This is a genomic window from Paenibacillus sp. Negev47 (assembly GCF_058313655.1).
Window position 1 is genome coordinate 2,232,254 of record NZ_CM177754.1, and the last position, 24,129, is coordinate 2,256,382.

Sequence of the window (24,129 nt, forward strand, 5' to 3'; positions counted from 1 at the left end):
ATCGGGAGTATGGTGCAGTAAATTATGATTCTTGTTCTTTTATGTTATAATGATTTAATGTCATTTGATTCATAATGTATATAGGGATTTACACTAATAATTAAACAATCTAGGAAAGCGGGGAGATTCTCGTGCTGCTTCCACAAATTAAACAACCCAGTGATCTAAAATCGATGTCTCAGGATGATCTTGCGCTTTTGTCAGCAGAGATCCGGCAGTTTCTTATTGAGAAACTGTCCGTTACAGGTGGGCATCTTGCACCCAACTTAGGAGTGGTTGAGCTCACGGTAGCCCTGCATTACTGCTATAACAGTCCAGCAGACAAAATGATTTTTGATGTAGGGCATCAGGCTTATGTGCACAAAGTACTCACAGGGCGTATGGATCGCTTTGATACATTGCGTCAACACAACGGACTCTGCGGATTTGTTAAACGTAACGAAAGTGAACATGATGTATGGGAAGCTGGCCACAGCAGTACTTCATTGTCCGCTGCGATGGGGATGGCCCTTGCACGTGATCTGAAGGGTGAAGATAATCAAGTCATCGCAATGATTGGTGATGGAGCGCTTACAGGTGGTATGGCATTTGAGGCCCTCAATCATATTGGTCATGAGCAGAGAAAACTGATGGTTATTCTGAATGATAATGAAATGTCCATTGCTCCAAACGTTGGGGCTATGCATAAATATTTGAGCAAAATTCGTTCGGATCGCCATTATCTGAAAGCGAAAGATGATGTCGAGGGAATGCTCAAAAAAATCCCTGCTATTGGGGATCGTTTGGCCAAATCGGCGAGCTGGATCAAAGACAGTGTCAAATATATGATGGTGCCAGGGGTTCTTTTTGAAGAACTGGGTTTCACGTATTTGGGGCCGATTGATGGGCATGATATTCCCAAATTGATCGAAACATTTAAACAGGCAGATAACGTGGATGGTCCTGTGCTCGTTCATGTACTGACAACCAAAGGAAAAGGCTATAAGCCAGCAGAAGCTGATTCACACAAGTGGCACGGAATTTCTCCGTACAAAATTGAATCCGGTCAAGTGCTGAAGGCTGTGGGAAAACCGATGTATACGGAAGTGTTTGGTCAAACGCTGATTGATCTTGCGAAGCAGGATAAGCGGATCGTAGCTGTCACTCCAGCAATGCCTACAGGATCAGGGCTCATCCCGTTTAGTAAGGAATTTCCGGATCGCATGATTGACGTGGGGATCGCTGAACAACATGCGGCGACGATGTGCGCAGCATTGGCCATGGAAGGCTTAAAACCGGTCTTTGCCGTGTATTCCACGTTTATGCAACGTGCATATGATCAGATTGTACATGATATTTGTCGTCATAACGCCAACGTGATGTTTGCCATTGACCGTGCTGGGTTTGTGGGTCCGGATGGGGAAACACATCAAGGGGTATACGATGTGGCGTTCATGCGTCATATTCCAAATATCGTTCTGATGATGCCAAAAGACGAAAATGAATTGCGTCATATGATGAAAACGGCGCTTGATTATAATGAAGGTCCGATTGCTTACCGTTATCCACGAAACAATGTGGTGGGTGTACCTCTGGATGATGTGCTTGTTACGATTCCGATTGGAACATGGGAGCAATTGCGTCCCTCGGAAGGATATGCCGTCATCGCTTCAGGATCGATGGTGCAGCTTGCAGAAGAAGCAGCAGAGTTGCTGAAACGGGAAGGCATTACAGCAGGCGTAATCAACGCTCGCTTCCTCAAACCTCTGGATGAGCAGATGCTTCGTGATTTGGCTGTTCGAGGTACCAAATTAATTGTGCTTGAAGAAGCATCCCAAGCAGGTAGTATGGGCAGTGCGGTTCTGGAGTTCTACGCAGAAGAGGGATTGCATGATGTACATGTACAACTGATGGGGATTCCGGATCGCTTTATCGAGCATGGCAGTATCAAGGAACAACGTGAGGAAGTGGGTCTTACCGTTGAAAATGTATGTGCTGAACTGCGTAACATGGCTGTTCAATCATCTTACGGCATGCCCAAAACACGTTTTCCTTCGTAAAATTACATGATAGGAGAAAGACATGTCACTCCCGAAAGAACGAATTGATGTTCTGCTGGTTGAGCAGGGCTATTATGAAAGTCGTGAGAAGGCGAAAGCAGCGATCATGGCTGGACTGGTGTATGCCAACAATGAGCCGATTGAAAAAGCTGGTATGAAAATTCTACGGGAAGCCGAGCTGAAGGTTAAAGGCTCGGTACATCCCTATGTTGGCAGAGGCGGATTGAAGCTCGAAAAAGCGATCCGTCATTTCGGCCTTGATATGAATGGACTTGTCATGCTCGACATCGGTTCATCCACCGGTGGTTTTACGGATTGTGCACTACAGCATGGTGCATCTCACGTATATGCCATTGATGTGGGCTATAATCAGCTCGACTGGTCTTTGCGTAATGATGAACGGGTTACCGTGATGGAACGAACTAATTTTCGCTATGTGACTCCCGAAGATCTGACGGGACCCGTGCCAAATTTTGCGAGTATTGATGTGTCCTTCATTTCACTACGCATCATATTGCCGCCACTCCTGGCCCTTTTGAAACAACCTGCAGATATCGTAGCATTGATTAAACCTCAATTTGAGGCAGGGCGTGAAAAAGTAGGCAAGTCCGGTGTAGTACGTGATACGAAGGTACACAAGGATGTATTACAGACCATGCTTCATTTTGCGAGTCAACTTGGTTTGGATCTGCAGAGTTTAACTTTTTCCCCTATAACCGGTGGAGAAGGCAATATCGAATTTCTCGCTCATTGGCGTCTGGAAGCACCAGAGGCAACACAACCAGAGAACGATCCAGCTTCACTTGATGCACTTGCGGAGCAAGTTGCGAAGGAAGCGGCGCATACATTTACGGGAAACTCATCATAAGATGGGTTTCTTTTCGCTGGAAAGGTGATCGATGTAAAGGGAAATCATCACTGAATCTCGAATATGTCTTCGAGGTGAGCGATAATGAATGGTCAATATGACACAATCGTTATAGGTGTTCTTGCTGTCTGTCTGATCTTGTGGCTGTTCTTCGGCCTGCGTAATTGGGTGAACCGACCGATGCCTGTAAGCTTGTCTGGAATGCAACTGAATGTAAAGATTCAGGATTCCCCTGCATTAGATCTGCTTGAAGCGCAGGGTTACGAAGTCATCGGTGGTAAAATGAAAGTCCCTCTGGCTTTTGAGGCCAACGAATCCGTATTTTACAGCAGATTATTCATTGATTATGTTGCAGAGCGGGAGGATCTCAGATACCTGGTCAAAACATCGCGTCGCAGACAGCCGCTTGAATTGACTGGACCTGCGCTAAGGGATCGCTTCCTCAATTATCTGTTGTTATATCCTGGTTGTGAAGGATTGCTGTATGTTGACTTGGAGGATTCCGATATTAAGTTAATCAGGCTCATGGACTATCAGGAAGATGTGTATGATGGGGATGATCTGGACTAATATAAAAGAGTGAACATGGTTTGGCGAAATCTGCGGCGAACTACAATTGCTGCTTTATTGCAATACATTTAACTGGAGGCATGTATGAAAGGACAAAGGCACATCAAGATTCGTGAAATCATTAGTCAAAATGAAATTGAGACTCAGGATGATCTGGTTGAAGCACTGCGCAAATCAGGTTTCCAGGTGACTCAAGCTACGGTATCCCGGGATATCAAAGAACTTCTGTTAATCAAGATTCCGATGGATGACGGACGGTACAAGTATTCTTTGCCAACAGATCAACGATATAATCCGATTCAGAAGCTGAAGCGTGCACTCGTTGACAACTTCCTGCACATTGATCACACGAACAACCTGGTTGTGATGAAATGTTTACCGGGAACAGCGAATTCCATTGCTGCTTTACTTGATAATATTGAGTGGAATGAAGTCATGGGCACGATCTGTGGAGATGACACCATCCTGATTATCTGCCGGACTGAAGGTAACAGTGTGACCGTTATTGAGCGGATCATGGGTTACATTTCCTGAATAAGTGATTCAAAAACATAATTTCTGAGTTAGTTCATCCGGAGGTGTTTTTGCAGATGTTAGTTACTTTATCGATTCGCAATCTGGCTGTGGTGGAAGAAGTAGATGTTGTATTCCACCCGGGATTCCATGTACTCTCTGGGGAAACGGGTGCAGGGAAGTCGATTATTATAGATGCACTTGGTTTAATTGCAGGTGGACGCAGTTCAGCAGATCTGATCCGGTACGGATGTGACAAGGCAGAGATGGAAGCCCTGTTCGAGATGGAGCAGAGTCATCCCGTATGGCAGACATTGGAGAAGCTGGGTATCCACTGTGAGCCGGAAGAACATTTGGTCATTCGACGTGAGCTGAACATGCAGGGGAAGAGTACGTCCCGCATTAATGGACAATTGGTCAATCTCACCATGCTGCGGGAAGTAGGCGAGAAGCTGATCAATATCCATGGTCAACATGAACATCAGAGTTTGCTGCGCGCTGAGAGCCATCTGGGGCTTCTCGACACCTATGGCTCTGAAGTAATCGGACCGATCAAAGCAAAGTATCAGGAGCGCTACAGCAAGTTTATCACAGCGGAAAAAGAACTGCGTGCGCTCCAGGAGTCCAGTCAGCGTGCTTATCAACTTCTGGATATGTATCGCTTTCAGCTTGAAGAGATCGCAGCCGCAAGCCTTACACGAGGTGAGGATGAATTACTCGGGGAAGAACGGGTCAAACTATCCCATAGTGAGAAAATGATGGACAGTGTTGCCGGAGCGTATGATCTGCTCAGTGGTCAACGCGGACTTGAAGCTGTAAGTATTGCTCTTTCAAGAATTGAAGATATATCCGGATACGATAGTAAAGGTCTGCAACCGATTGTAGAGCAACTGCAATCGGCATTTTATCAATTGGAAGATGCGACTTTCCAGTTAAGGGATTACCGGGAGAAGATTGAATTTAATCCGGCAAGGCTGGAAGAAGTGGAGCAAAGGCTGAATCTGATTTCTGGCCTCAGACGGAAATACGGGGACAGCGTGGAACTTATTCTGAGTTATTATGATCAGATTAGCCATGAAACCGACCAATTGGAGAACAAGGACGAACGTCTGGAGAAATTGCGAGCTGAACGTGATAAAATGCTTAATCTTGTGATGGAGTCTGCCGAGGAACTCAGCAAGGTTCGCAAACAATGTGCCGAGGAACTCGCTGCGCAAGTGGAAAGTGAGCTTAAGGATCTGCAGATGGAAAGAACTTCACTGCGTGTTCAGATTACTCCATTTGAAGATCCGAAGGGCATTGAATGGAAGGGCCGCCGTATTCGTCTGAATCGTCAGGGTGCGGACAATGCCGAATTCCTGATCTCACCGAACCCAGGTGAACCACTTCGACCATTGGGCAAGATTGCTTCAGGTGGAGAGCTGTCGAGAATGATGCTGGCGATGAAGAGTATCTTTGCGCGACATGATCGGATACCTGTTTTGATTTTTGATGAAGTTGATACTGGCGTTAGTGGGAGAGCAGCTCAATCCATTGCAGAAAAATTGTTCCGGCTGTCTTCGACTTGTCAGGTATTCTCAATAACTCACTTACCACAAGTGGCTTGTATGGCAGATCATCAGTATCTCATCGAGAAACATGTCTATGATGGACGGACGATGACGCAGGTAGAATCGCTGTCAGACGAAGGCAGAGTGAAGGAATTGGCACGTATGCTGGGCGGCGTGGAAATTACAGAAAAAACACTGCATCACGCACAGGAAATGCTGAATTTGGCGGAAGCCAAAAAAGGGTGAAACGGACGGCTGGCGTAATGATTGACAGTAATAAAAGCCTGGGGGCGAGGTTATCTTAAAGGTACGCAATTGGCGACCACCTTTCGTCAAGCGAAAGAAGCAAAGGGAGTGTGACAGCCATTGAATTCCCCCCTCAGGAAGAAATTGCTAGGTCTTTTATTTGCCTTCTTTCTTTGTGTGATTAGCCAGGCCATTCAGCCTGTGCAAAGTTATGCTTCACTGCCGGATGAATTACAGGTGTTTGCTGGCAGGCAAGCGGATGTCCGGCTCGCCGTACCTGCTGCTTCAAGCGCCGTTGTAGATCGTCCTGATATCGTTGGTTTGGATGATCAGGCAGCGATGCACTTTACCAGGCAACAACCTTTGCATCTTCACCCTCAACAGACGGGACATGCTAAATTAACGTTGAAGTTGTGGGGTAAAATTCCCGTGAAAACAGTTCAGGTAAACGTGATACCGGATTTGCGTGTTGTACCCGGGGGTCAAACGATTGGCGTCAAAGTTAAATCGGCAGGTATTCTGGTGGTTGGACATCATCTGGTCCATTCTGACCAAGATGAGCGCGTATCGCCCGGAGAAACCGCGGGCATTAAGCTTGGGGATCTGATCACGCATATGGATGGTAAACGTCTCGATGGTGTGGCAGGTGTCTCCGAAGCCGTTGAACTTGCAGGCAAAAGTAAAAAAGGGATCGATGTGGTATTGAAACGTGGCAAGGAAACAGTCAAAACACGATTGACTCCAGCGTATGACTCCGAGGATCAAGCGTGGAGGCTTGGCTTGTATATTCGTGATTCTGCAGCTGGTGTTGGTACTCTTACCTTCTATGCTCCCGATCAGGGCGTATATGGCGCACTGGGCCATGTCATTACAGATATGAACACACAGACATCCATTGTTGTGGGGAGTGGTCAGATCGTTCAGTCAAACGTTACGTCAATTTCGAAGAGCGAGACCGGTGATCCGGGTGAAAAGCGTGCTCATTTCCTCAAGGAAAGTAAGATTTTGGGCAATATTGAACGCAATACGGCTTTTGGCATCTTTGGTAAAATGTCCGGAAATCCTGAGCACAGTCTGTATTCCAAAGGTATTCCCGTTGCTTTTTCTCATGAAGTTAAAGAAGGCCCGGCCGAAATTCTTACCGTGGTTGACGGTCAACAAGTTGAACGCTTCTCCATTGACATTGTTCATGTAGCAGATCAATCTGAGCCAGCGACTAAAGGTTTGGTACTTCGAATTACAGACCCGAAACTGCTGGATAAGACCGGAGGTATTGTTCAAGGCATGAGTGGTAGCCCAATTGTGCAAAATGGTAAATTGATTGGTGCAGTGACTCATGTATTTGTCAACGATCCGAAATCAGGGTACGGTTGCTTCATTGAATGGATGTTACAGGATGCTGGTGTAATGATGAAAAAGGAAAACGCAAAGAACCTCAAGGCTGGATAAACAGCCCTGAGGTTCTTTTTTGTCGAAAGCAAACATAATATATCGGATAATGAAATAAATTATTTATTATATAGGATCAAGAAAAAAAAATAAAGAAAAATAATTTTCGACAGGAGGAATTTAACCTGCTGTGTCGAAAATTTAACCTGTAAGGAAATGTACGAAACGATGTTTAATTTAAAGGAGGATACCGTTTTGCAAAAAATTGAGGTATTGCTGGCCGATGATAATCGTGAATTTACGAATTTGCTTGCCGAATATATATCTGAACAGGAAGATATGGAAGTAACCGGTATTGCATACAATGGAGAAGAAGTACTGCAATTGCTGGAGCAAACACGAGATGTGCCGGATGTGCTGATTCTGGATATCATCATGCCACATCTGGATGGACTGGGTGTGCTGGAGCGCTTGCGCAACCTGAACCTGTCTCCACAGCCTAAGGTCATTATGCTTACGGCATTCGGACAAGAGAATATCACACAGCGTGCCGTGCAACTCGGAGCTTCCTATTACATTCTTAAGCCGTTTGACATGGAAGTGCTCGCGAATCGTGTACGCCAACTGGTGGGAACACAGACCGCGATGTCCACAAGCAACGGCTCATCCATGTTCATGAAATCTAATGTCGTGCCAATGGGCAAACACAAAAATTTGGATGCCAGCATCACGTCCATCATACATGAAATCGGCGTTCCTGCGCATATTAAGGGATATCAGTATTTGCGCGAAGCCATTACGATGGTGTACAACAATATCGAAATTTTGGGAGCCATCACCAAAACACTGTATCCGGCCATTGCCGAAAAATTCAAAACAACGCCGTCCCGCGTCGAATGTGCGATCCGTCATGCCATTGAGGTGGCTTGGACGCGTGGTAACATCGACAGCATCAGCCACTTGTTTGGCTATACGATCAACATCAGCAAGTCTAAACCAACAAATAGCGAGTTCATCGCGATGGTCGCTGACAAGCTGAGAATTGAGAATAAGGTGAGCTGAAAGAGTTAGGAGTAGTGAGCCGGCAAGGAAACTTTGGTTCAGAATAGATTTCAGCCAAATGAAATTTGGTTAAAAATATTTGGATTTTGTTTTATGCCGATAAACTTTGTGATATATGCCAACGAATACCGTCATTTATTGGATTGAAGATTATCCAATAGATGACGGTATTTTACATTACGAAATAACGGAGATTATGATGATGAGACCTATTTTTACAAAGTTACTTCCGATCATTAAGGAAGAACGTATCTCTTAGTAACATTTTAGAATAAGAAATATTTTATAAACTTTACCTTGAGTTAACGCTTTTTCAGTTAGAAAGTGGTACGATGTGACCATTGACAAAGACCTACTATATACTTTGGAAAGCTTGGATTTGATGCTTCGAATAGAGGGGTAGAGTGGTATGTTTACGCAAATAGGTGAGATTGCTGAACCAATTCCTATAGTACGATCTGATACAAAATGCGATATCGTCTATCAGCTGTTTAAGTCCAATCCCAGTCTGGAAGGTGTAGCTGTTATGGGGGAGAAGGATGTGTCATTGATGATGCGAGCCCGGTTCTTTCAACAGATTGGTACACAATATGGCTATAATCTGTATATGGGACGCCCTGTAGAGCTAGTGATGAATACGGAGGCACTGGTCGTGGATTATTCGGAACAGATTACAGATGTAAGTGTTCTTGCGATGGATCGAGATGAAGGGGATTTATATGACCTTGTGCTAATCACCTCGGGCGACAGTTTCTTTGGTGCGGTAAGTATTCGCCGTTTGTTACTTGCGGTTGCAGATGTCCGGGCTGAAATGGCGATTTTTATGAACCCGCTAACAGGTCTTCCAGGGAATCATATCATAAATGAACGGTTAAATCAGGCTCTACAGATGGATCATTTTAGCGTACTTTACGTCGATCTCGATCAGTTCAAATCCTACAATGATAGCTATGGTTTCAAGATGGGGGATCAGCTTATTCAGGCAACAGCTAACTTGCTTCGCAAGCTTTTTGTGTTTCCGGATGCTTTTCTTGGACATATCGGGGGTGATGATTTTATTGCAATCCTGAATCATCATAATTACCAGCATATTAGTGAGGAAGTCATTTCAGGCTTTGAGGAAATAAAGAGGACGTTCTACAACGAACATGATTGGAGTCATCAATATGTTCTGGGGGAAGGACGCTCCGGGTTGAATCGGCCCATTCCTCTCGTTTCGGTATCCATCGCTGTTGTGACCAATAGTAAGCAAAAATATGAAAACATAGATCAGATTATCGATGAAGCAACACGGATCAAAAAAGGTTGTAAAGCGATTGCCGGCAGCATCATCTGTGCAAATGATACCGCCAGTAATCCATGTTAGAGTAAGCATTACTCATAATAGATGCAGCTAGCGTGTAAGATGCAAGAAAACCGCTACGCATCTGGCGTTAGTACCTGTCATAGCGGTTATTCTATCATTTGGATTAGAGTCGAAGGTGGTGTTACAAAATCACTCTAACCTCATTATGTATACATATAAGAATGTAGGATCAGAACCTACTCAGATTCGAATATCAACAGATGGATATGAAGCAGTAGGAGATGCAGAAGCCGAAGTTTGCAGGCGGTTTTCGGATACCTGATTTGTGTTTTCGCCATCCGATGACTTCTCCGTATTTCCAGTTTTATTACCTTCATTTACTTCCTGATCTTCTTCCCCAGATGCTGCAGATCTAGGAGGTTGGACCGCTTCTTTAGGCACGAATTGATGGATCTCTTCCACCAACTCCCCAATCTTCTGATTGACTTTGCTCAACTGAGCATTGATGTCCTGAACTACTTCTCGTTTTGCCTGGAAGACAGTGCGCTCTGCGTTTTCCAGCATCATTGATTTGCCGAGATCGAGATCATTTCCCGGAGGATTGATCTCCAGGACAAGTCGGTCGAAGCGGGTTTCTCCCTCGGTAGTCTGTATGGAGCCCTGCATGCGATCACGCATACCGACCAGCTTACCCAATTGATCATAAGTCTGACTATTCTTGATCAGGTGATCAAGTGAAGGGGATTGTGCCTCGTCGGTTGGTTTGGGCTGTTGCTGATGAGTCTTTTCGGGCTGTTTTAATTTGTTCTTTTCCTGCAATTCTTCTGCTTTAATTTGGCAATCTGGCTGTCGACTTGGGATATGGAGTTTGTTAAGGATTTAATTCGCTCAGCTTTTGTTTTGGTATCCAACTCGTCATTGGCTTTCACGCCCTGCATTTCTTCATTAAGTCTGATCTTCTGTTGCATGAGTCCCTGAATTTCTTTATCCCGATTGGAGACTTGGTTCCCGGGAGTGAAACTGCTTTTGGTTGCAGATGAGATTGAATTCATTACCCTGTTCTCCTTCTACGTTTAATTGTGGTTCTATGTACATATATCGGATGTTAACGGAAGTAAATGAAGATCAATTGCTTCGTTAGAATGGATTCATTTACATAGTCTATTTCGTACTTAATCATTACACGAAGAGACCGCCTAGTTCGGTTAAGCGTTGAATAAAGAAAAAGAATCTCCATGATAAGATGAAATCCAATTCCAGCCTAAAATTACAGTTGATAATGAAAATTATTATCATTTATAATGTAAGGAATATTAGTGAACCTCTGCTACGCATGTATTTCAAGGATGGGTGGCAGAATGATGACCTTGCAAGGTCTTTGTTGCGGGTGAGGCTGGGATTGGAGAGTATTCGATGCAATTAGATGAACAGATGAAATGCTGGAATCATGCCGCAGTTAAGGTCCTGGATATACGCCGGATTGTTATGGAGGCGGGAGCGCAACTGGAGTCCTACATACTTCCGGCAAATGGTTTTATATATGCGATTCGAGGATCTGCTGTACTACGATTGGATGGGCAAGGATACAAGGCAGAGCGATTTTACATGCTTCATGGGGCGAAAGGATCCTCACTGGATATACAAGCTAACGAAGATTTTGAGTATATTTTGCTCTACTACAGAGCATTCATTGCCTTTCCTAGTTATCGCAAAAAGTGGTTAATGGCACAACCTGAGGTTGCACCGTTCTCTTTGCAATATGGCTTTACGCCAAGTAATCCACTTAGGTTGTTACGTTACCTTGACGAGCTTGAGAATGCATGGGTGCAGTCCGGCAGTCTGGATCTGCTTCATACGAAAAGTTTATTTTACCAATTCATTCATGAAATGATGGTTCAGTTGGCAGAGCAGGAGATCAAAACAGAGCTTGCTGACCCGGTGAAAAAAACACTTCGTTATATACAGAATCATTACAGGGAACAGGTCACACTTGATTTTTTGGCTGAACAAATGAACTACAGCTCCCGTCATTTATCGATGCAATTCAAACGACAGACGGGTTACAGTCCCATTGATTATTTAATTCAGACCCGAATCGCCAAGGCTCGCAATCTGCTTGTACGATCGGATGCAACGCTGAGTGAAATTGCAGCAGAAGTGGGCTATTCGGATGTGTATTATTTTAGTCGTATCTTCAAAAAACATGTGGGGATCTCTCCAATTCTGTATCAACGAAAGATGAGGGAAGAAGCTCGAACAGAGGATCGTCCATTGCAAATCTCTGAATCGTCCATTGGCCGGAGATGGAAGTCGGGCTATATTGATTATGAGAATCATTATCAATATATAGACGGAGGGTCTACACCAATGAAAAGAAGAAAAACAAGATCCAGTATGATCATGGTTGCATTATTGAGCATAACGATGCTCCTCGCAGCCTGCTCTTCAGGTACTGCAACAACACCAGTAGCTGGCGAAGGAACGGGTGCCAGTTCCAATAACAGTCGTACGGCCGTGTCATCGGACACAGGAAGCCAGACGAACAAAGACAATGAAACACGTACGGTCTCAACGGTTAAAGGTGACGTGGTTGTTCCAGCGAATCCGAAACGGGTTGTTGTATTGTATCTCCAGGGGGATGTTGTTGCACTTGGAATTAAGCCAATCGCTACCTCAGAAGTATTCGCCGGCGCTGCATACAAGGGCGAACTTGAAGGTGTAAATTCACTGGGCGCCTGGTTTGAACCGAATCCTGAAGCTGTCATAGACCTCGATCCGGATCTGATTATTGCGCCTTCAGAAGAGACGTATTCGTTGTTAAAGGATATCGCTCCTACGGTATATATTCCGTACGAGAAAATGACTACAGAAGAAAGACTCCGGAGTATAGCGAGTATTTTTGGCAAAGAACAGGAAGCCGAGACATTAATCACTAATCTCAACAGCAAAGTTGAAGAAAGCAAGAAAACACTTGCAGATGCAGGCATATTGGACAAAACGGTTTCCATTGTGGAGGGCGGTTTGAAAGGTATGGTCGTTGTAGAGAGCAAGCAATATGGCCGAGGATCTCAGGCACTATATGAGTACTTGGACATGAAAGCTCCTGAAATAGTGCAGAAGAAAATTGATGTGGTTTCGGAAGCAGGAGGCTCCAACTTGTCCATGGAAGTACTGCCTGAATATATCGGAGATTATGTGTTTCGTTCGGTGTATGAAGGGGCAGATAACCTTACGAATGATCCAATTTGGAGTAGCATACCAGCTGTTAAGGAAGGCCGTCTGATCGAGATTGACTTTGAATTTTTCTATTATTCCGATATCTATTCAGTCAATAAACAACTTGATTTTGTCGTAGAAAAGATGTTGGCGGCTCCAAGAGAGCAATAGTATAGAGCGGTTCACAGAAGTTTTGTACAAGAAATGTTTGTTATTTAGTCATTGTAATTTGATAAGATTGCCATTAAACTAGATTTAAGTGATAATGAGAATCGATATCAAATACTCGATGTTCTGGATCGAATTAACGGAGGTATTTTTTAATATGAATCAGCAGTTGGAACTCTATGATGTAACCATTATCGGCGGTGGCCCTGCGGGCATGTACTCTGCCTTTTATAGCGGCATGCGGGATATGAAGACCAAGTTGATTGAAGCACGTGACAGATTGGGCGGTCGCATGCTCTTTTATCCGGAGAAAATGATCTGGGATGTTGGAGGTGTGACGCCAATTCTGTGTGAAGATCTGATCAAACAATTGGAAGAACAGGCACGAACTTTTGAGCCAACCCTTGTTTTTGAACAACAGATTGAAGGATTCGAGCGTCAACCTGATGGCACGATTCTGTTAACTTCTGCAACAGGTGAACAACACTGGACACGTACCGTCATTTTGGCAATTGGATATGGTATATATAAAATGGCCAAGCTGGAGCTTGAAGGTGCAGACCGTTACGAGGTTAGCAATCTGCACTATACTGTGCAGGAATTGGAGCCATTCCGCGGTAAACGCGTGCTGATCTCGGGTGGAGGCGACTCTGCTGTGGATTGGGCGAATGAACTGGAAGCACTGGCAGAGCAAGTTACGGTAGTGCATCGTCGTGACCGCTTCGGCGGGTTGGAGCGTAATGTACTGCGCATGAGAGAATCCTCGGTGGATGTCCGTACACCTTATGCGGTAGAGACACTGCATAGTTTGAGTGGTGATGTGATTGAACAGGTGACCATCTCACACGTGGACACAGGTGAAACTGAACTGCTTGAAGTAGATGCTGTCATTGTAAACCATGGCATGAAGAGTGATTTTGGTCCAATCCGGGATTGGGGACTTGATCTTGGGGAATGGCATGTCACTACCACAGAGAGATTGCAAACCAATATTCCTGGCGTATTTGCCGCAGGTGATTTTGTAGATTATGGTAGCAAACTGTACCTGATTGCGGGTACTTTCACTGATGCAGCCCTTGCAGTAAACAGTGCGAAGCTTTACATGGACCCTGAAGCAGAGAAAGTGGCTTATGTTTCTTCCCATAACAGCCGCTTTAAGGAGAAAAATAAAGCCCTTGGTGTTGTAGAAGAATAAAGCTCCGCAATTGGTTATATTAAGATGACTTCGGGTTCATTCCGAAGTCATCTTTTTTGCATAAAATGGGTAATAAGAAGGCATAATGGCACAAGATAGAACAGGCCCCGAATTGAACATGTACGACCAAATGTCTATAATAAGCCTGAGAAACATTTGATTAACAACAAGTTATGATAATAGATCAGAGTGGAGTGCGGCGTATGAAAAAGGGTTCACAACCACAACGAGGTTTCACCTTCATTCAGCGTTGGTTTAAACGACCTGACAAGAAAAAAATCAAATGGTCTGAAATTTATCTCGCACTTGCTGGTGCGCTTCATCGTCTGTTGGTTGAAGGTCGGCGTGAACGTTCAGCAGCCAAACGGTTACATCGGGACTTGCCGATTAACGCATTGGGCGAGATGAAGTTGGAGCCAGGGGATATCGTGTACACGCCAAGCTCGGAATCAACGTATTACGCCGGGCATATGGGTATTATCGGGCTCGACGGCAAAGTGTATCATGTGCACCCTTATGGGCCTGTATTTGCTGATTCACTGGATTGGTATATCACCCGTTTCTATGAAGGTGATCGGTTCATTGTATTCCGTTCCAGACTGAATGAGGCAGGCATGAAGGCAGCAGGCTGGGTACAGGACCATTACAAGCAGGTGAAATTCTACCGTTTGCAGACCAATCTGCAGAGTATTGAGCGCAATTACTGTTCCAAGTTTATATATCAGGCCTACCAGTTCACATCCGGATTGGACCTGTGGAGCCGTAAATTTACCCGAATGAAGCAGGGCTACATCTACCCTTTTCGAATTGAGCGCTCACCAGAGCTGGAAGTTCTGGGAACTTTTTATAAATGAGGTTGGAAACCGACTACAATGCTGTTTTTTCCAAACTAAGGAGAGCAGGTTCTGTCGGTTTTTTTTATATGTGCAGAGATTAAAAACAGGAAAAACGCTCAAAACGTCGAATAGATTATGAGATAGGCATGCACAACTTGGAATCGTATACATAAAAAAAGGCGCGATGATTTTTAGCCCAGAGCGAAAAAACGACTACAAAAGTAGGCGAACAGAAAGAGTGAAGCGAGATGAAATGGCCGGGCTTCTTACGCCGATTCCGACTGAACAAAAACGTAGTGAAGCTATCGGACTACACCCCAAAAAAGGAAAGGAGGCACTACTGTTCCATATGCAAGAAAAATGTTAAATCGGTCGTGCATTATGCGGCCCCACAGGGAAATGTTTCAGGTGTATGCAGTTCTTGTAAGTCTTTGGCGGATGAACGAGGAATGTTGCCCATTTAATAAGAAAAGATGCGCTCAGGAAATAACATTGCTTTGATTTATGCGCGTTTTTGTAGTACATTAGCAAATGTATTCGAAGGAGGATTCTAATGTACTCAGGTAGACAAGACGATACTTTATACATCATGACCTACACCTTAAACAGCGGTATCAAGGGTACGGTTCCACTGTCTAATAAGCAGATTATTGAGTGGCTGGATTGCTACAGAAATGAGAAGCGCTTCGTGACCGAAATTGGCAAGGAGTTTTTTGGATTGAATGCAGGATTGGTTGCAGATTTCAAGGTTCAGAATCATTTATCGGATTATCAGCAGACGATTATGCCTACACAGCAGCAGGATAACCTGGAACGCTTGTCTAGTGCTTACAAATCAACCGAGTTATTAATGAAGATTGATTGTAAATGCGGCACGGCTTACGTGACGGAATCTCCATATAAGCGTACGAAATGGTACTGCACCAAGTGTAAAGAGATTGTATTTTTGGATGCCAAAAAAGGAATGGTGGAAACGTCGCGTGGTGACGCTTACTACATGACCAACAAATATTTTGTTTCCCGGGACTAGCGGGAAGTGACCCTGCAAGCATCGCTGAGAAGCGGTGCTTTTTTGTACGATTGCTCAGCTACAACAAAAAAAGCCCATAAGGGCTTTTTGGAGGATCTCAGAGATCTCTTAGAAATTATGAAGAGCATTCAACTTTGTGAGGAGGAATGAAGCAGCAACGACAGCGAGGCTCGTAAGCTTCTGAATCGCCGATCATGACAACCGGACCCAAGGTAACGGGTTCACCATTAACGATACGTTGCGTAAAGGCGGCATCCGGGCTACCACATACGGCACAGAAAGCCGAGAGTTTCTCAATGTCATCCGCCATGGCGAGCAGACCGCCGACATATCCGAATTCCTTACCACGGTAATCCATATTAAGTCCGTCCACAATAACATGTTTGCCACAATAGGCTAGCTCCGAGACTAGTTCCATAATGGCGCTGCTGAAAAATTGTACTTCATCAAATGCAACAACATCAGCATCTATGGTTTGGTTCAGGATCATTTCTACGGATTCCGGGGTTAATTGCCGGGGAATGGAATGAGCAGGTAATCGATAACCAATTCGGCTCACGATCTCGTCCTGGGCAAATCGATCATCCTCGGCTGGTTTGTAGGCCACAACCTTTTTACGGCCAAATTGAATTAATTTCTGACAACGGCGAATGAGTTCACCGGATTTTTCACTGAACATGGGTCCAGTAATTACGGTAATACGTCCTGTTTGCACGGTGCTGCTACTCCTCTCACATACGGGATTCAACAAAAAAAGCGACCATTACAGAGTACCACAAAATCTTTAGTAAGAGCCAGAACTAATCTGTACAGCTTTGTGTTACTATATGGAATGTTAAGCCGTTGGTTCAGGCAGCTATTTAACAGGAGTTGGAAAAGAGGTGTTTACGATGAGTGAAGCATTAACATCACTGCAAGCGCAATATGAAAGCCTGAAAGAACAGGGGTCTCTGGATGAAGCGACGCAGGCGTTATTTGTAGAACTGTTCGCAGAAGCGGAGAGACTGCAGGCAAGTAACCTTACCTTGCGCAGAACGATATTGAAGTCCTCTTCCAAAGAATCACGTATGTCTACCAAACTGCGGGATGCATTATACGAATGACTCGGAGGTTACTCTGGGTCCTCTTCTGTCTTTAATTTGCGAGGGAATAGAATACCTGCTGTAATTCTGGCAATCATGGCAAAGGTAAGCCCAATGCCGGCAAACATGTAAATCACGGTAAAGGCTTTGCCGAATCCGGTGGCGGGCACAAAATCAGGGTGTCCCACCGTAGTTAAAGTAACCGCACAGAAATAAAGCGCATCGATCCATTGCAGGCCTTCAACGCGCGTGTAAAACAAAGTGCCTGACAGCAGAGTAGCTGCAGTTAATACGAACAAAGCCAGAAACTTGGGGTCCTTGAACGCATGAAAAATGCCTTTGAGCAATCGTTGCAATGTGATTAAAAACGATACCATGAAGATCCATCCTGTCTATGTATAATTGTCGGTGTGATGCAGAAAACACACAAAAAGCCCGGACTCATGGAGTCCTTCCGGGCGTCTCTGCTTTTTCAGGTACACTTTTGGATCGGAAACGGGGACCTACATAATTTCGCTTGCGGTCACGGAACAGGATCCAGCCTCCCAGAAAACTCATACCTGCCGCGAAAAGGACAAGTCCACCGCCGAAGGAAAGCCACTGGAAACCTGGTGAAATCAGTTCGTTCCCGTGCTCGGCATAATATAGGAACAGGGCATCTTTCATCATTAGAAAACCCTTCATTGCCATTAAACCGGGAATGACCAGAACAACAATCGCCAAGAATCGAGCAAAGACCAATCTTGTATTCATGAGCATTATACCCTTTCTGCCAGAGTCGACATAAAATAAAGGTTACGCTTACAGATCATGCCTGATTCCATCATAGCTTGGAATGCATGGGCTGTCCATGTGTGATTGGTTCAAACTTTGAGTTGACCGCTTAAGGAGAGTACAATGGTATATAGAGATTATATGCAAAACCATGAGTTAACCTATCATCAATTAATACATTTATATTGAAATTTGATTCATAGAGGAGAGCATGAGAGATGCCAATTACATGTGATGTTGCAATTCTTGGAGGAGGTACTGGAGGGTACGTTGCCGCGATCCGGGCAGCACAACTCGGAAAACAGGTTGTTATTATTGAGAAGGACAAACTTGGTGGAACCTGCCTGCATCGTGGCTGTATTCCGAGTAAGGCTTTGCTGAAAAGCGCGGAAGTGTACGCCGAGATTCAGGAGAGCGAGACGTATGGTATCGAGACAGCTGGAGCCACACTTATATTTCCCAAAGTACAGGCGCGCAAGGATGCGATTGTGGAGCAGCTCCATCAGGGCGTTCAATATTTGATGAAAAAAAATAAGATCCAGGTTGTACACGCGAAAGGTCGCGTCATCGGACCATCCATCTTCTCACCGCAGAGCGGAGCAGTAGCAGTGGAGTTTGAAGATGGAGAGATGGATACAGTTGTGCCAACCAATCTCATTATTGCTACAGGTTCACGTCCACGTGTGCTGCCGGGCCTGGAACCGGACGGCAAGTTCATTATGAGCAGTGACGAAGCACTGCGAATGGATGAGCTTCCAGCATCACTCATCATTGTTGGAGGTGGTGTGATTGGATTGGAGTGGGCATCCATGCTGAAGGACTTTGGCGTAGAAATCACAGTGGTAGAAGCAGCTGCTCACGTGTTGCCTGCTGAGGATGAGGATGTTGCCAGAGAAATGCAGCGATTGCTCGGCAAACGAGGTGTTCGTTTCCTGACAGGCGCCACCGTTCTAACGGAGACATATAGCACGGATCAAGAGGGTATACAGATTGACGTGGAGCTTGGAGAAGCAAAACAGGAAACGTTGAGAGCGGAGAAAATGCTTGTGTCGGTTGGACGTCAGGCCAATGTAGAAAATATCGGACTTGAAAATACAGATATTAAATTGGAGCGCGGCTTCATCGCTGTGAACAAACAGCTACAAACGGGTGAAGGTCACATCTATGCCATTGGTGATTGCATTGGAGGTCTACAGCTTGCACATGCCGCAAGTCATGAAGGTATTCTCGCTGTCAATCATCTGGCGGGCGAAACGGTACATGCCGTAGAATCCCACCTTATTCCGCGCTGTGTGTATACACGTCCGGAAGCAGCCAGCATCGGATTCACCGAGCGTGAAGCCAAAGAACGTGGTTATGATATTAAAACAGGCAAATTTCCGTTTCAGGCCATTGGTAAATCGCTCATTCACGGAAGTCGTGATGGATTCGTGAAGGTGATCGCAGATGCCAAGACGAATGATATATTGGGAGTACATATGATTGGAACCCATGTGACGGAATTAATCGCTGAAGCCTCACTGGCTCAGATGCTGGATGCTACACCTTGGGAAGTCGGACAAACCATCCATCCACACCCTTCTCTGTCGGAGATCATGGGTGAAGCCATGCTGGCGGTCGATGGAAAGGCCATTGGAATATAAGTCAAACAGGCTTATGAGAAAGGTCCTTTCCTTTTTTGGGCAAAAGGGATTATAATAAGGTTAAGCCAAGTCTTAGTACCAGGTTATAAGATCGGGTAGTAAGAATGGCACAGGCTCTGATTAAAAGGAGGTACCTCATATGAGTTCAAAAGGTACTGCAGACGCGGTCCACAGGCATCAACAGCTGGGGCTTAGCGATGGTGAAGTATTGGATATGTACAAATACATGCTGCTCGCGCGCAAGTTTGACGAGCGTTGCTTGCTCTTGCAACGGGCCGGCAAAATTAACTTTCACGTATCCGGTGTAGGACAGGAAGCTGCGCAAGTAGGCGCTGCTTTTGGTCTGGATCGGGATCACGATTATTATTTACCTTATTACCGCGATTACGGCTTTGTACTGGCGGTAGGCATGACTCCGCGTGAGTTGATGCTGTCTGCTTTTGCGAAGGCAGAAGATCCGAATAGTGGTGGTCGGCAAATGCCGGGTCACTTCGGTCACAAAAAGCTGCGGATTGTGACGGGTTCCAGCCCGGTTACAACACAGGTTCCGCACGCTGTTGGATTTGCGCTCGCTGCCAAAATGAAGAAGCAAGATTTTGTTTCTTTTGTTACGTTTGGTGAAGGATCAAGCAATCAGGGTGACTTCCACGAGGGAGCCAACTTTGCAGGTGTGCACAAATTGCCTGTCATTATTATGTGTGAGAACAATCAGTATGCAATTTCGGTACCGATTCACAAGCAGTTGAGCGGCAAAATATCCGATCGAGCACTAGGATACGGGTTCCCCGGACTGCGTGTAGATGGTAACGATGCATTGGAAGTATACGCCGCAGTGAAGGAAGCGCGTCGCCGTGCCATAGCCGGAGAAGGCCCAACACTTATTGAAGCGATGATGTATCGGTTGTCTCCTCATTCCACCTCCGACAATGATCTGGCTTACCGGACCAAAGAGGAAGTGGAGGAGAACTGGAAGAAAGATGGCGTTCCTCGCATGAAAAACTATTTGATCGATTGCGGCATCTGGGATGAAGCACGGGATGCGGATCTGGCTTCCCAGCTTGCGCTGGAAATGAAAGAAGCAACTGAATATGCAGACAACGCGCCATATCCGAAACCTGAGGACACTCTGACGCACGTTTATGCGGAAAGCGAAGAAGGGGGACGGTAAGTATGGCAGTGATGGAATATATTGATGCAATCCGTCTCGCGATGAAAGAAGAGATGGAACGGGATGAAAATGTTTTTATCCTTGGTGAAGACGTAGGTCTTAAAGGTGGTGTGTTTACCACAACTAAAGGGTTGCAAAATCAGTTTGGCGAAATGCGGGTGATGGATACACCTTTGTCTGAATCCGCTATTGCAGGTGTTGCCATTGGTGCTGCGATGTACGGGATGAAGCCGATTGCCGAAATGCAATATTCGGACTTTATGCTGCCAGCAACGAACCAGATCATTAGTGAAGCGGCGAAAATTCGCTATCGTTCCAACAATGACTGGAGTTGTCCGATTGTTATTCGTGCGCCGATTGGTGGCGGAATCTTCGGTGGGTTGTACCACTCCCAATGTCCGGAATCGATCTTCTTTGGTACGCCTGGTCTGAAAATTATAGCTCCCTACTCGGCATACGATGCCAAGGGGCTGCTCAAAGCGGCCATTCGCGACCCGGACCCGGTACTCTTTTTTGAGAATAAAAAATGCTACAAGCTTATCAAGGAAGATGTGCCTGAAGATGATTACATCGTTCCGATTGGCAAAGCCAACGTACTTCGTGAAGGTGCGGATATTACCGTGATCGGCTACAGCCAGCCATTGCATTTTGTGATGCAGGCTGCTGAGGAACTCGAACGGGAAGAGGGCATTACAGCCCACGTTTTGGACCTGCGCACATTACAACCATTGGATCGCGAAGCGATCATAGCTTCCGCTCGTCTGACAGGCAAGGTGCTGATCGTACACGAAGATAACAAAACCGGTGGTGTAGGTGCCGAGGTTGCCGCTATTATTAGTGAGGAATGTCTGTTTGAACTGGATGCACCGATTCAGCGTCTTTGCGGACCTGACGTGCCGGCCATGCCAATTAGCCCAACATTGGAGAAATTCTACATGCTGAGCAAGGACAAAGCCAAAGCAGCAATGCGTACACTGGCCGAGTTTTAATTTCGTTTTTTGGATCGTTTAAAAGTAAAGTTTGGAGTGATAATCAAATGGCTGAACGTATGAAATGGATCGAGGTCATTATGCCGCAATTGGCGGAATCGCTGGTCTCGGCTACCATAGGCAAATGGTTGAAAAAACCGGGCGACCGTGTGGAACAGTACGAGCCGATCTGTGAAGTAATCACCGATAAAGTCAATGCCGAGATTCCATCCACTGTGGATGGAATTATGGGTGACCTCTTGGTGGAAGAAGGCACAACGATTGCTGTTGGTGAAGCAATCTGCCGCATGCAGGTCGCTGCTTCTGACGAAGAAGCGGCTGAGCAAGTAACACAAGTATCGCAACAACAGGAGCAAGTGCAACATAATGCCAGCCACACTCCTGTTCCTGCCTCAAATACAGCAGCACATGACCCTAACCAGCCGATGCGCAATCGGTATTCCCCGGCAGTGCAATCCTTGGCAGCAGAGCATGGCTTGAACTTGCAAAGCATCCAAGGTACTGGGGCCGGTGGTCGGATTACCCGCAAAGATGTGCTGACATTTGTTGCACAAGGAGGTAACGCGGCTGGATCGTCTGCACAAACATCATCTGCAGCAGTACAGCATGCGCCTTCTGGCGTGCCGTCTGCTTCTCCATTCAGCGGAGTGAATCGTGGAAATGGCGAAATGGGTTTAACCGCCGGAGAAGCGATCTCAGCATCCGATGCAGGTGTTCCTGTGAGACATTCTGGTATTCATCTGACCGAAAGTCCGAAAATTCCACAGATCGAAGTGGAAGGAGGAGGTCAGGGAAGATCGGAGTATTTCATCGATGTTACCCCTGTGCGTAATGCCATTGCGCGGAACATGCGTCAGAGCGTATCTGAAATTCCGCATGCATGGACGATGATTGAAGTAGACGTAACAAATCTCGTGATGCTGCGCAATAAACTCAAGGATGAGTTCAAGCGTAAGGAAGGCATTAATCTGACGTATCTGTCCTTCATGATGAAGGGAGTCGTTAATGCGATCAAAGACTTCCCGATCATGAACTCGGTATGGGCAGTTGACAAAATTATCGTTAAACGGGACATCAACCTGTCCATGGCAGTAGGAACCGAAGATTCCGTACTTACACCGGTAATCAAACATGCCGATCAACGAAATATCGCAGGTCTGGCTCGTGAAGTGGATGAGCTGGCTAGGAAAACGCGGGAGGGTACATTGAAGCTGGACCATATGCAGGGTGGTACGTTCACGGTGAACAATACGGGTTCATTCGGTTCAATCCTGTCCCAGCCAATCATTAACTACCCGCAGGCAGCGATTCTTACTTTTGAGTCGATTGTCAAGAAGCCAGTGGTCATTAATGATATGATCGCCGTTCGTTCAATGGCGAACCTGTGTCTGTCGCTGGATCACCGAATCCTGGATGGCGTAATCAGCGGACGGTTCTTGCAACGTGTCAAAGAGAACCTGGAAGGATACACCATGGAGACTAAGGTTTATTAAGAAAATAGTTGAAGGACGGGAAAGTGTATGTGCCGAAGGCCGTGCACTTTTCCGGCTGTCTACGGACAGGTGCTCAATTTTGCATTGAACATGAAGCAGAAGGGTGTGGGGAAATCATGAGCAAGCCGCTGGATGTTGCATACATACCGATGCTTGATTATGAAGAGGCATGGAACCGCCAGAAAGCGATTGTGCAGCGATTGGACGAGGGCGAGGGAGCGGAGCAGATGCTTCTTTTACAGCATCCGCCAACGTATACGATCGGGTCACAGAATCATCCGGAGCATCTGCTTCTCAGTGAAGATGAGTTGCGGGAGCAGGGAATCTCCTTGTTTCAAATTGACCGCGGCGGTGATATTACTTATCATGGCCCGGGCCAATTGGTAGGCTACCCGTTGTTGGTCCTTGGTCGGGATGAAGATCTGGATCTACACGGATATTTACGGAAACTTGAGCAGGTCCTTATGGATTATCTCGCAGACCAGGGCATCGAAGCCGGACGCAAAGAGGGGTACACCGGTGTGTGGATTGGTGATATGAAGATTGCTGCAATTGGCATCAAGTTTAATCGTTGCAAACACCGCCGTGGTTTTGTGACAAGTCACGGGTTTGCTTTTAACATCACCTCAGGCATTCAACATGCTGGTTTTCAGGGTATTGTTCCTTGTGGGATTGAGCAGTATGGCGTTACCTCCCTGGAGGATATAACAGGCAAGTCCTATGCAGTGGAGCAGGTAGCGAAGGAGATTGTTCCGTATTTTAATCGCATTTTCCCTTATGAGATCACTTGGGTCACCGAAAAAGAAGCCCTTCAACGTCTGTAAACAGATCATCGAAAGGCTTCAGGGGTTGCTATCCGAACAATAACGGTTCGAGAGCTATGAAAAGGGTGGACCCGATCATGGCGATCAGCATGAGATAGATGATGATTTTGAACCATTTCTTTTTTTGCATGATGAGAGAACTCCTTTCAACAAAAAGTAAACAAGCCA

The 24,129-nt window shown here is 45.7% G+C and carries 24 protein-coding genes; 18 read left to right on the forward strand and 6 right to left on the reverse strand.

Annotated features, from left to right (window positions below; translation table 11 throughout):
- Positions 1-131 precede the first annotated feature (131 nt).
- The 8 genes from dxs (at position 132) to AC4G47_RS10270 (ending at position 9,603) form a co-directional block, all read left to right on the forward strand.
- Complete coding sequence (dxs, locus tag AC4G47_RS10235; protein WP_491105909.1) at positions 132-2,039, forward strand: 1-deoxy-D-xylulose-5-phosphate synthase; 1,908 nt, start codon at positions 132-134, stop codon at positions 2,037-2,039.
- A gap of 22 nt (positions 2,040-2,061) precedes the next feature.
- The gene (locus tag AC4G47_RS10240; protein ID WP_491105910.1) at positions 2,062-2,907 is read left to right on the forward strand and encodes a TlyA family RNA methyltransferase; all 846 of its coding nucleotides are present in this window, start codon (positions 2,062-2,064) and stop codon (positions 2,905-2,907) included.
- Positions 2,908-2,991: 84 nt separating this feature from the next.
- On the forward strand, positions 2,992-3,477 hold the full coding sequence (locus AC4G47_RS10245; protein ID WP_458123152.1) for a hypothetical protein: 486 nt from the start codon (positions 2,992-2,994) through the stop codon (positions 3,475-3,477).
- Between the two features lie 84 nt (positions 3,478-3,561).
- On the forward strand, positions 3,562-4,011 hold the full coding sequence (gene ahrC / locus AC4G47_RS10250; RefSeq protein WP_145322615.1) for a transcriptional regulator AhrC/ArgR: 450 nt from the start codon (positions 3,562-3,564) through the stop codon (positions 4,009-4,011).
- A 56-nt stretch (positions 4,012-4,067) separates the two neighbouring features.
- Positions 4,068-5,786 carry a DNA repair protein RecN gene (gene recN / locus AC4G47_RS10255; protein ID WP_491105911.1) on the forward strand — a complete coding sequence of 573 codons (1,719 nt, stop codon included), beginning with the start codon at positions 4,068-4,070 and terminating at the stop codon, positions 5,784-5,786.
- Between the two features lie 120 nt (positions 5,787-5,906).
- A complete protein-coding gene (gene spoIVB / locus AC4G47_RS10260; protein WP_491105912.1) occupies positions 5,907-7,235 on the forward strand; it encodes a SpoIVB peptidase in 1,329 nt (442 codons plus the stop codon).
- 195 nt (positions 7,236-7,430) lie between these two features.
- The gene (gene spo0A / locus AC4G47_RS10265) at positions 7,431-8,237 is read left to right on the forward strand and encodes a sporulation transcription factor Spo0A (RefSeq protein WP_491105913.1); all 807 of its coding nucleotides are present in this window, start codon (positions 7,431-7,433) and stop codon (positions 8,235-8,237) included.
- Positions 8,238-8,646: 409 nt separating this feature from the next.
- Complete coding sequence (locus AC4G47_RS10270) at positions 8,647-9,603, forward strand: GGDEF domain-containing protein (protein WP_491105914.1); 957 nt, start codon at positions 8,647-8,649, stop codon at positions 9,601-9,603.
- 180 nt (positions 9,604-9,783) lie between these two features.
- Here AC4G47_RS10270 and AC4G47_RS10275 read toward each other — a convergent pair whose 3' ends face one another.
- Entirely contained in the window at positions 9,784-10,362 is a 579-nt protein-coding gene (locus AC4G47_RS10275) for a hypothetical protein (RefSeq protein WP_491105915.1), read from the reverse strand.
- Entirely contained in the window at positions 10,341-10,595 is a 255-nt protein-coding gene (locus AC4G47_RS10280) for a hypothetical protein (RefSeq protein ID WP_491105916.1), read from the reverse strand. The genes AC4G47_RS10275 and AC4G47_RS10280 overlap by 22 nt, the downstream gene beginning before the upstream one ends.
- Positions 10,596-10,956: 361 nt before the next feature.
- Between AC4G47_RS10280 and AC4G47_RS10285 the strand changes: the two genes are divergently transcribed.
- The 4 genes from AC4G47_RS10285 (at position 10,957) to AC4G47_RS10300 (ending at position 15,988) form a co-directional block, all read left to right on the forward strand.
- Complete coding sequence (locus AC4G47_RS10285; RefSeq protein WP_491105917.1) at positions 10,957-12,930, forward strand: AraC family transcriptional regulator; 1,974 nt, start codon at positions 10,957-10,959, stop codon at positions 12,928-12,930.
- Positions 12,931-13,084: 154 nt separating this feature from the next.
- A complete protein-coding gene (locus AC4G47_RS10290) occupies positions 13,085-14,122 on the forward strand; it encodes an NAD(P)/FAD-dependent oxidoreductase (protein WP_062835253.1) in 1,038 nt (345 codons plus the stop codon).
- Between the two features lie 203 nt (positions 14,123-14,325).
- Positions 14,326-14,976, forward strand: a complete 651-nt coding sequence (locus AC4G47_RS10295; RefSeq protein ID WP_491105918.1) for a hypothetical protein — start codon at positions 14,326-14,328, stop codon at positions 14,974-14,976.
- 535 nt (positions 14,977-15,511) lie between these two features.
- Complete coding sequence (locus AC4G47_RS10300; RefSeq protein WP_017687614.1) at positions 15,512-15,988, forward strand: hypothetical protein; 477 nt, start codon at positions 15,512-15,514, stop codon at positions 15,986-15,988.
- Between the two features lie 115 nt (positions 15,989-16,103).
- Here AC4G47_RS10300 and AC4G47_RS10305 read toward each other — a convergent pair whose 3' ends face one another.
- On the reverse strand, positions 16,104-16,703 hold the full coding sequence (locus tag AC4G47_RS10305; RefSeq protein ID WP_062835251.1) for a thymidine kinase: 600 nt from the start codon (positions 16,701-16,703) through the stop codon (positions 16,104-16,106).
- A 175-nt stretch (positions 16,704-16,878) separates the two neighbouring features.
- On the opposite strand from AC4G47_RS10305, the gene AC4G47_RS10310 reads away from it, so the two are divergent.
- Positions 16,879-17,091, forward strand: coding sequence for a hypothetical protein (locus AC4G47_RS10310; RefSeq protein WP_491105919.1), 213 nt, complete (start codon positions 16,879-16,881; stop codon positions 17,089-17,091).
- 8 nt (positions 17,092-17,099) lie between these two features.
- On the opposite strand, the gene AC4G47_RS10315 is transcribed toward AC4G47_RS10310, so the two are convergent.
- Both AC4G47_RS10315 and AC4G47_RS10320 read right to left on the reverse strand, forming a co-directional pair.
- Entirely contained in the window at positions 17,100-17,447 is a 348-nt protein-coding gene (locus AC4G47_RS10315) for a potassium channel family protein (protein WP_491105920.1), read from the reverse strand.
- A gap of 64 nt (positions 17,448-17,511) precedes the next feature.
- Entirely contained in the window at positions 17,512-17,829 is a 318-nt protein-coding gene (locus AC4G47_RS10320; protein ID WP_017687618.1) for a DUF2627 domain-containing protein, read from the reverse strand.
- A 233-nt stretch (positions 17,830-18,062) separates the two neighbouring features.
- On the opposite strand from AC4G47_RS10320, the gene lpdA reads away from it, so the two are divergent.
- The 5 genes from lpdA to lipB all read left to right on the forward strand — a co-directional run bounded on the left by lpdA (position 18,063) and on the right by lipB (position 23,961).
- On the forward strand, positions 18,063-19,487 hold the full coding sequence (gene lpdA, locus AC4G47_RS10325; protein WP_491105921.1) for a dihydrolipoyl dehydrogenase: 1,425 nt from the start codon (positions 18,063-18,065) through the stop codon (positions 19,485-19,487).
- A gap of 139 nt (positions 19,488-19,626) precedes the next feature.
- Positions 19,627-20,655 carry a thiamine pyrophosphate-dependent dehydrogenase E1 component subunit alpha gene (locus tag AC4G47_RS10330; RefSeq protein ID WP_491105922.1) on the forward strand — a complete coding sequence of 343 codons (1,029 nt, stop codon included), beginning with the start codon at positions 19,627-19,629 and terminating at the stop codon, positions 20,653-20,655.
- Between the two features lie 2 nt (positions 20,656-20,657).
- Positions 20,658-21,644, forward strand: a complete 987-nt coding sequence (locus tag AC4G47_RS10335; RefSeq protein WP_491105923.1) for an alpha-ketoacid dehydrogenase subunit beta — start codon at positions 20,658-20,660, stop codon at positions 21,642-21,644.
- A gap of 47 nt (positions 21,645-21,691) precedes the next feature.
- A complete protein-coding gene (locus AC4G47_RS10340; protein ID WP_458123140.1) occupies positions 21,692-23,137 on the forward strand; it encodes a dihydrolipoamide acetyltransferase family protein in 1,446 nt (481 codons plus the stop codon).
- 116 nt (positions 23,138-23,253) lie between these two features.
- Positions 23,254-23,961: a lipoyl(octanoyl) transferase LipB gene (gene lipB / locus AC4G47_RS10345; protein WP_491105924.1), complete on the forward strand. Its 708-nt coding sequence runs from the start codon at positions 23,254-23,256 to the stop codon at positions 23,959-23,961.
- Between the two features lie 28 nt (positions 23,962-23,989).
- On the opposite strand, the gene prli42 is transcribed toward lipB, so the two are convergent.
- Positions 23,990-24,091 carry a stressosome-associated protein Prli42 gene (prli42, locus tag AC4G47_RS10350; protein WP_017687624.1) on the reverse strand — a complete coding sequence of 34 codons (102 nt, stop codon included), beginning with the start codon at positions 24,089-24,091 and terminating at the stop codon, positions 23,990-23,992.
- Between the last annotated feature and the right edge of the window lie 38 nt (positions 24,092-24,129).

What these genes read in the sequence shown, in the direction of transcription:
- AC4G47_RS10240 (WP_491105910.1), top strand. Translation starts at nt 2,062, where the DNA reads ATGTCACTCCCGAAAGAACGAATTGATGTTCTGCTGGTTGAGCAGGGC.
- AC4G47_RS10245 (WP_458123152.1), top strand. Translation starts at nt 2,992, where the DNA reads ATGAATGGTCAATATGACACAATCGTTATAGGTGTTCTTGCTGTCTGT.
- ahrC (WP_145322615.1), top strand. Translation starts at nt 3,562, where the DNA reads ATGAAAGGACAAAGGCACATCAAGATTCGTGAAATCATTAGTCAAAAT.
- recN (WP_491105911.1), top strand. Translation starts at nt 4,068, where the DNA reads ATGTTAGTTACTTTATCGATTCGCAATCTGGCTGTGGTGGAAGAAGTA.
- AC4G47_RS10270 (WP_491105914.1), top strand. Translation starts at nt 8,647, where the DNA reads ATGTTTACGCAAATAGGTGAGATTGCTGAACCAATTCCTATAGTACGA.
- AC4G47_RS10280 (WP_491105916.1), bottom strand. Translation starts at nt 10,595, where the DNA reads ATGAATTCAATCTCATCTGCAACCAAAAGCAGTTTCACTCCCGGGAAC.
- AC4G47_RS10285 (WP_491105917.1), top strand. Translation starts at nt 10,957, where the DNA reads ATGCAATTAGATGAACAGATGAAATGCTGGAATCATGCCGCAGTTAAG.
- AC4G47_RS10290 (WP_062835253.1), top strand. Translation starts at nt 13,085, where the DNA reads ATGAATCAGCAGTTGGAACTCTATGATGTAACCATTATCGGCGGTGGC.
- AC4G47_RS10295 (WP_491105918.1), top strand. Translation starts at nt 14,326, where the DNA reads ATGAAAAAGGGTTCACAACCACAACGAGGTTTCACCTTCATTCAGCGT.
- AC4G47_RS10300 (WP_017687614.1), top strand. Translation starts at nt 15,512, where the DNA reads ATGTACTCAGGTAGACAAGACGATACTTTATACATCATGACCTACACC.
- AC4G47_RS10310 (WP_491105919.1), top strand. Translation starts at nt 16,879, where the DNA reads ATGAGTGAAGCATTAACATCACTGCAAGCGCAATATGAAAGCCTGAAA.
- AC4G47_RS10315 (WP_491105920.1), bottom strand. Translation starts at nt 17,447, where the DNA reads ATGGTATCGTTTTTAATCACATTGCAACGATTGCTCAAAGGCATTTTT.
- AC4G47_RS10320 (WP_017687618.1), bottom strand. Translation starts at nt 17,829, where the DNA reads ATGCTCATGAATACAAGATTGGTCTTTGCTCGATTCTTGGCGATTGTT.
- lpdA (WP_491105921.1), top strand. Translation starts at nt 18,063, where the DNA reads ATGCCAATTACATGTGATGTTGCAATTCTTGGAGGAGGTACTGGAGGG.
- AC4G47_RS10330 (WP_491105922.1), top strand. Translation starts at nt 19,627, where the DNA reads ATGAGTTCAAAAGGTACTGCAGACGCGGTCCACAGGCATCAACAGCTG.
- AC4G47_RS10335 (WP_491105923.1), top strand. Translation starts at nt 20,658, where the DNA reads ATGGCAGTGATGGAATATATTGATGCAATCCGTCTCGCGATGAAAGAA.
- AC4G47_RS10340 (WP_458123140.1), top strand. Translation starts at nt 21,692, where the DNA reads ATGGCTGAACGTATGAAATGGATCGAGGTCATTATGCCGCAATTGGCG.
- lipB (WP_491105924.1), top strand. Translation starts at nt 23,254, where the DNA reads ATGAGCAAGCCGCTGGATGTTGCATACATACCGATGCTTGATTATGAA.
- prli42 (WP_017687624.1), bottom strand. Translation starts at nt 24,091, where the DNA reads ATGCAAAAAAAGAAATGGTTCAAAATCATCATCTATCTCATGCTGATC.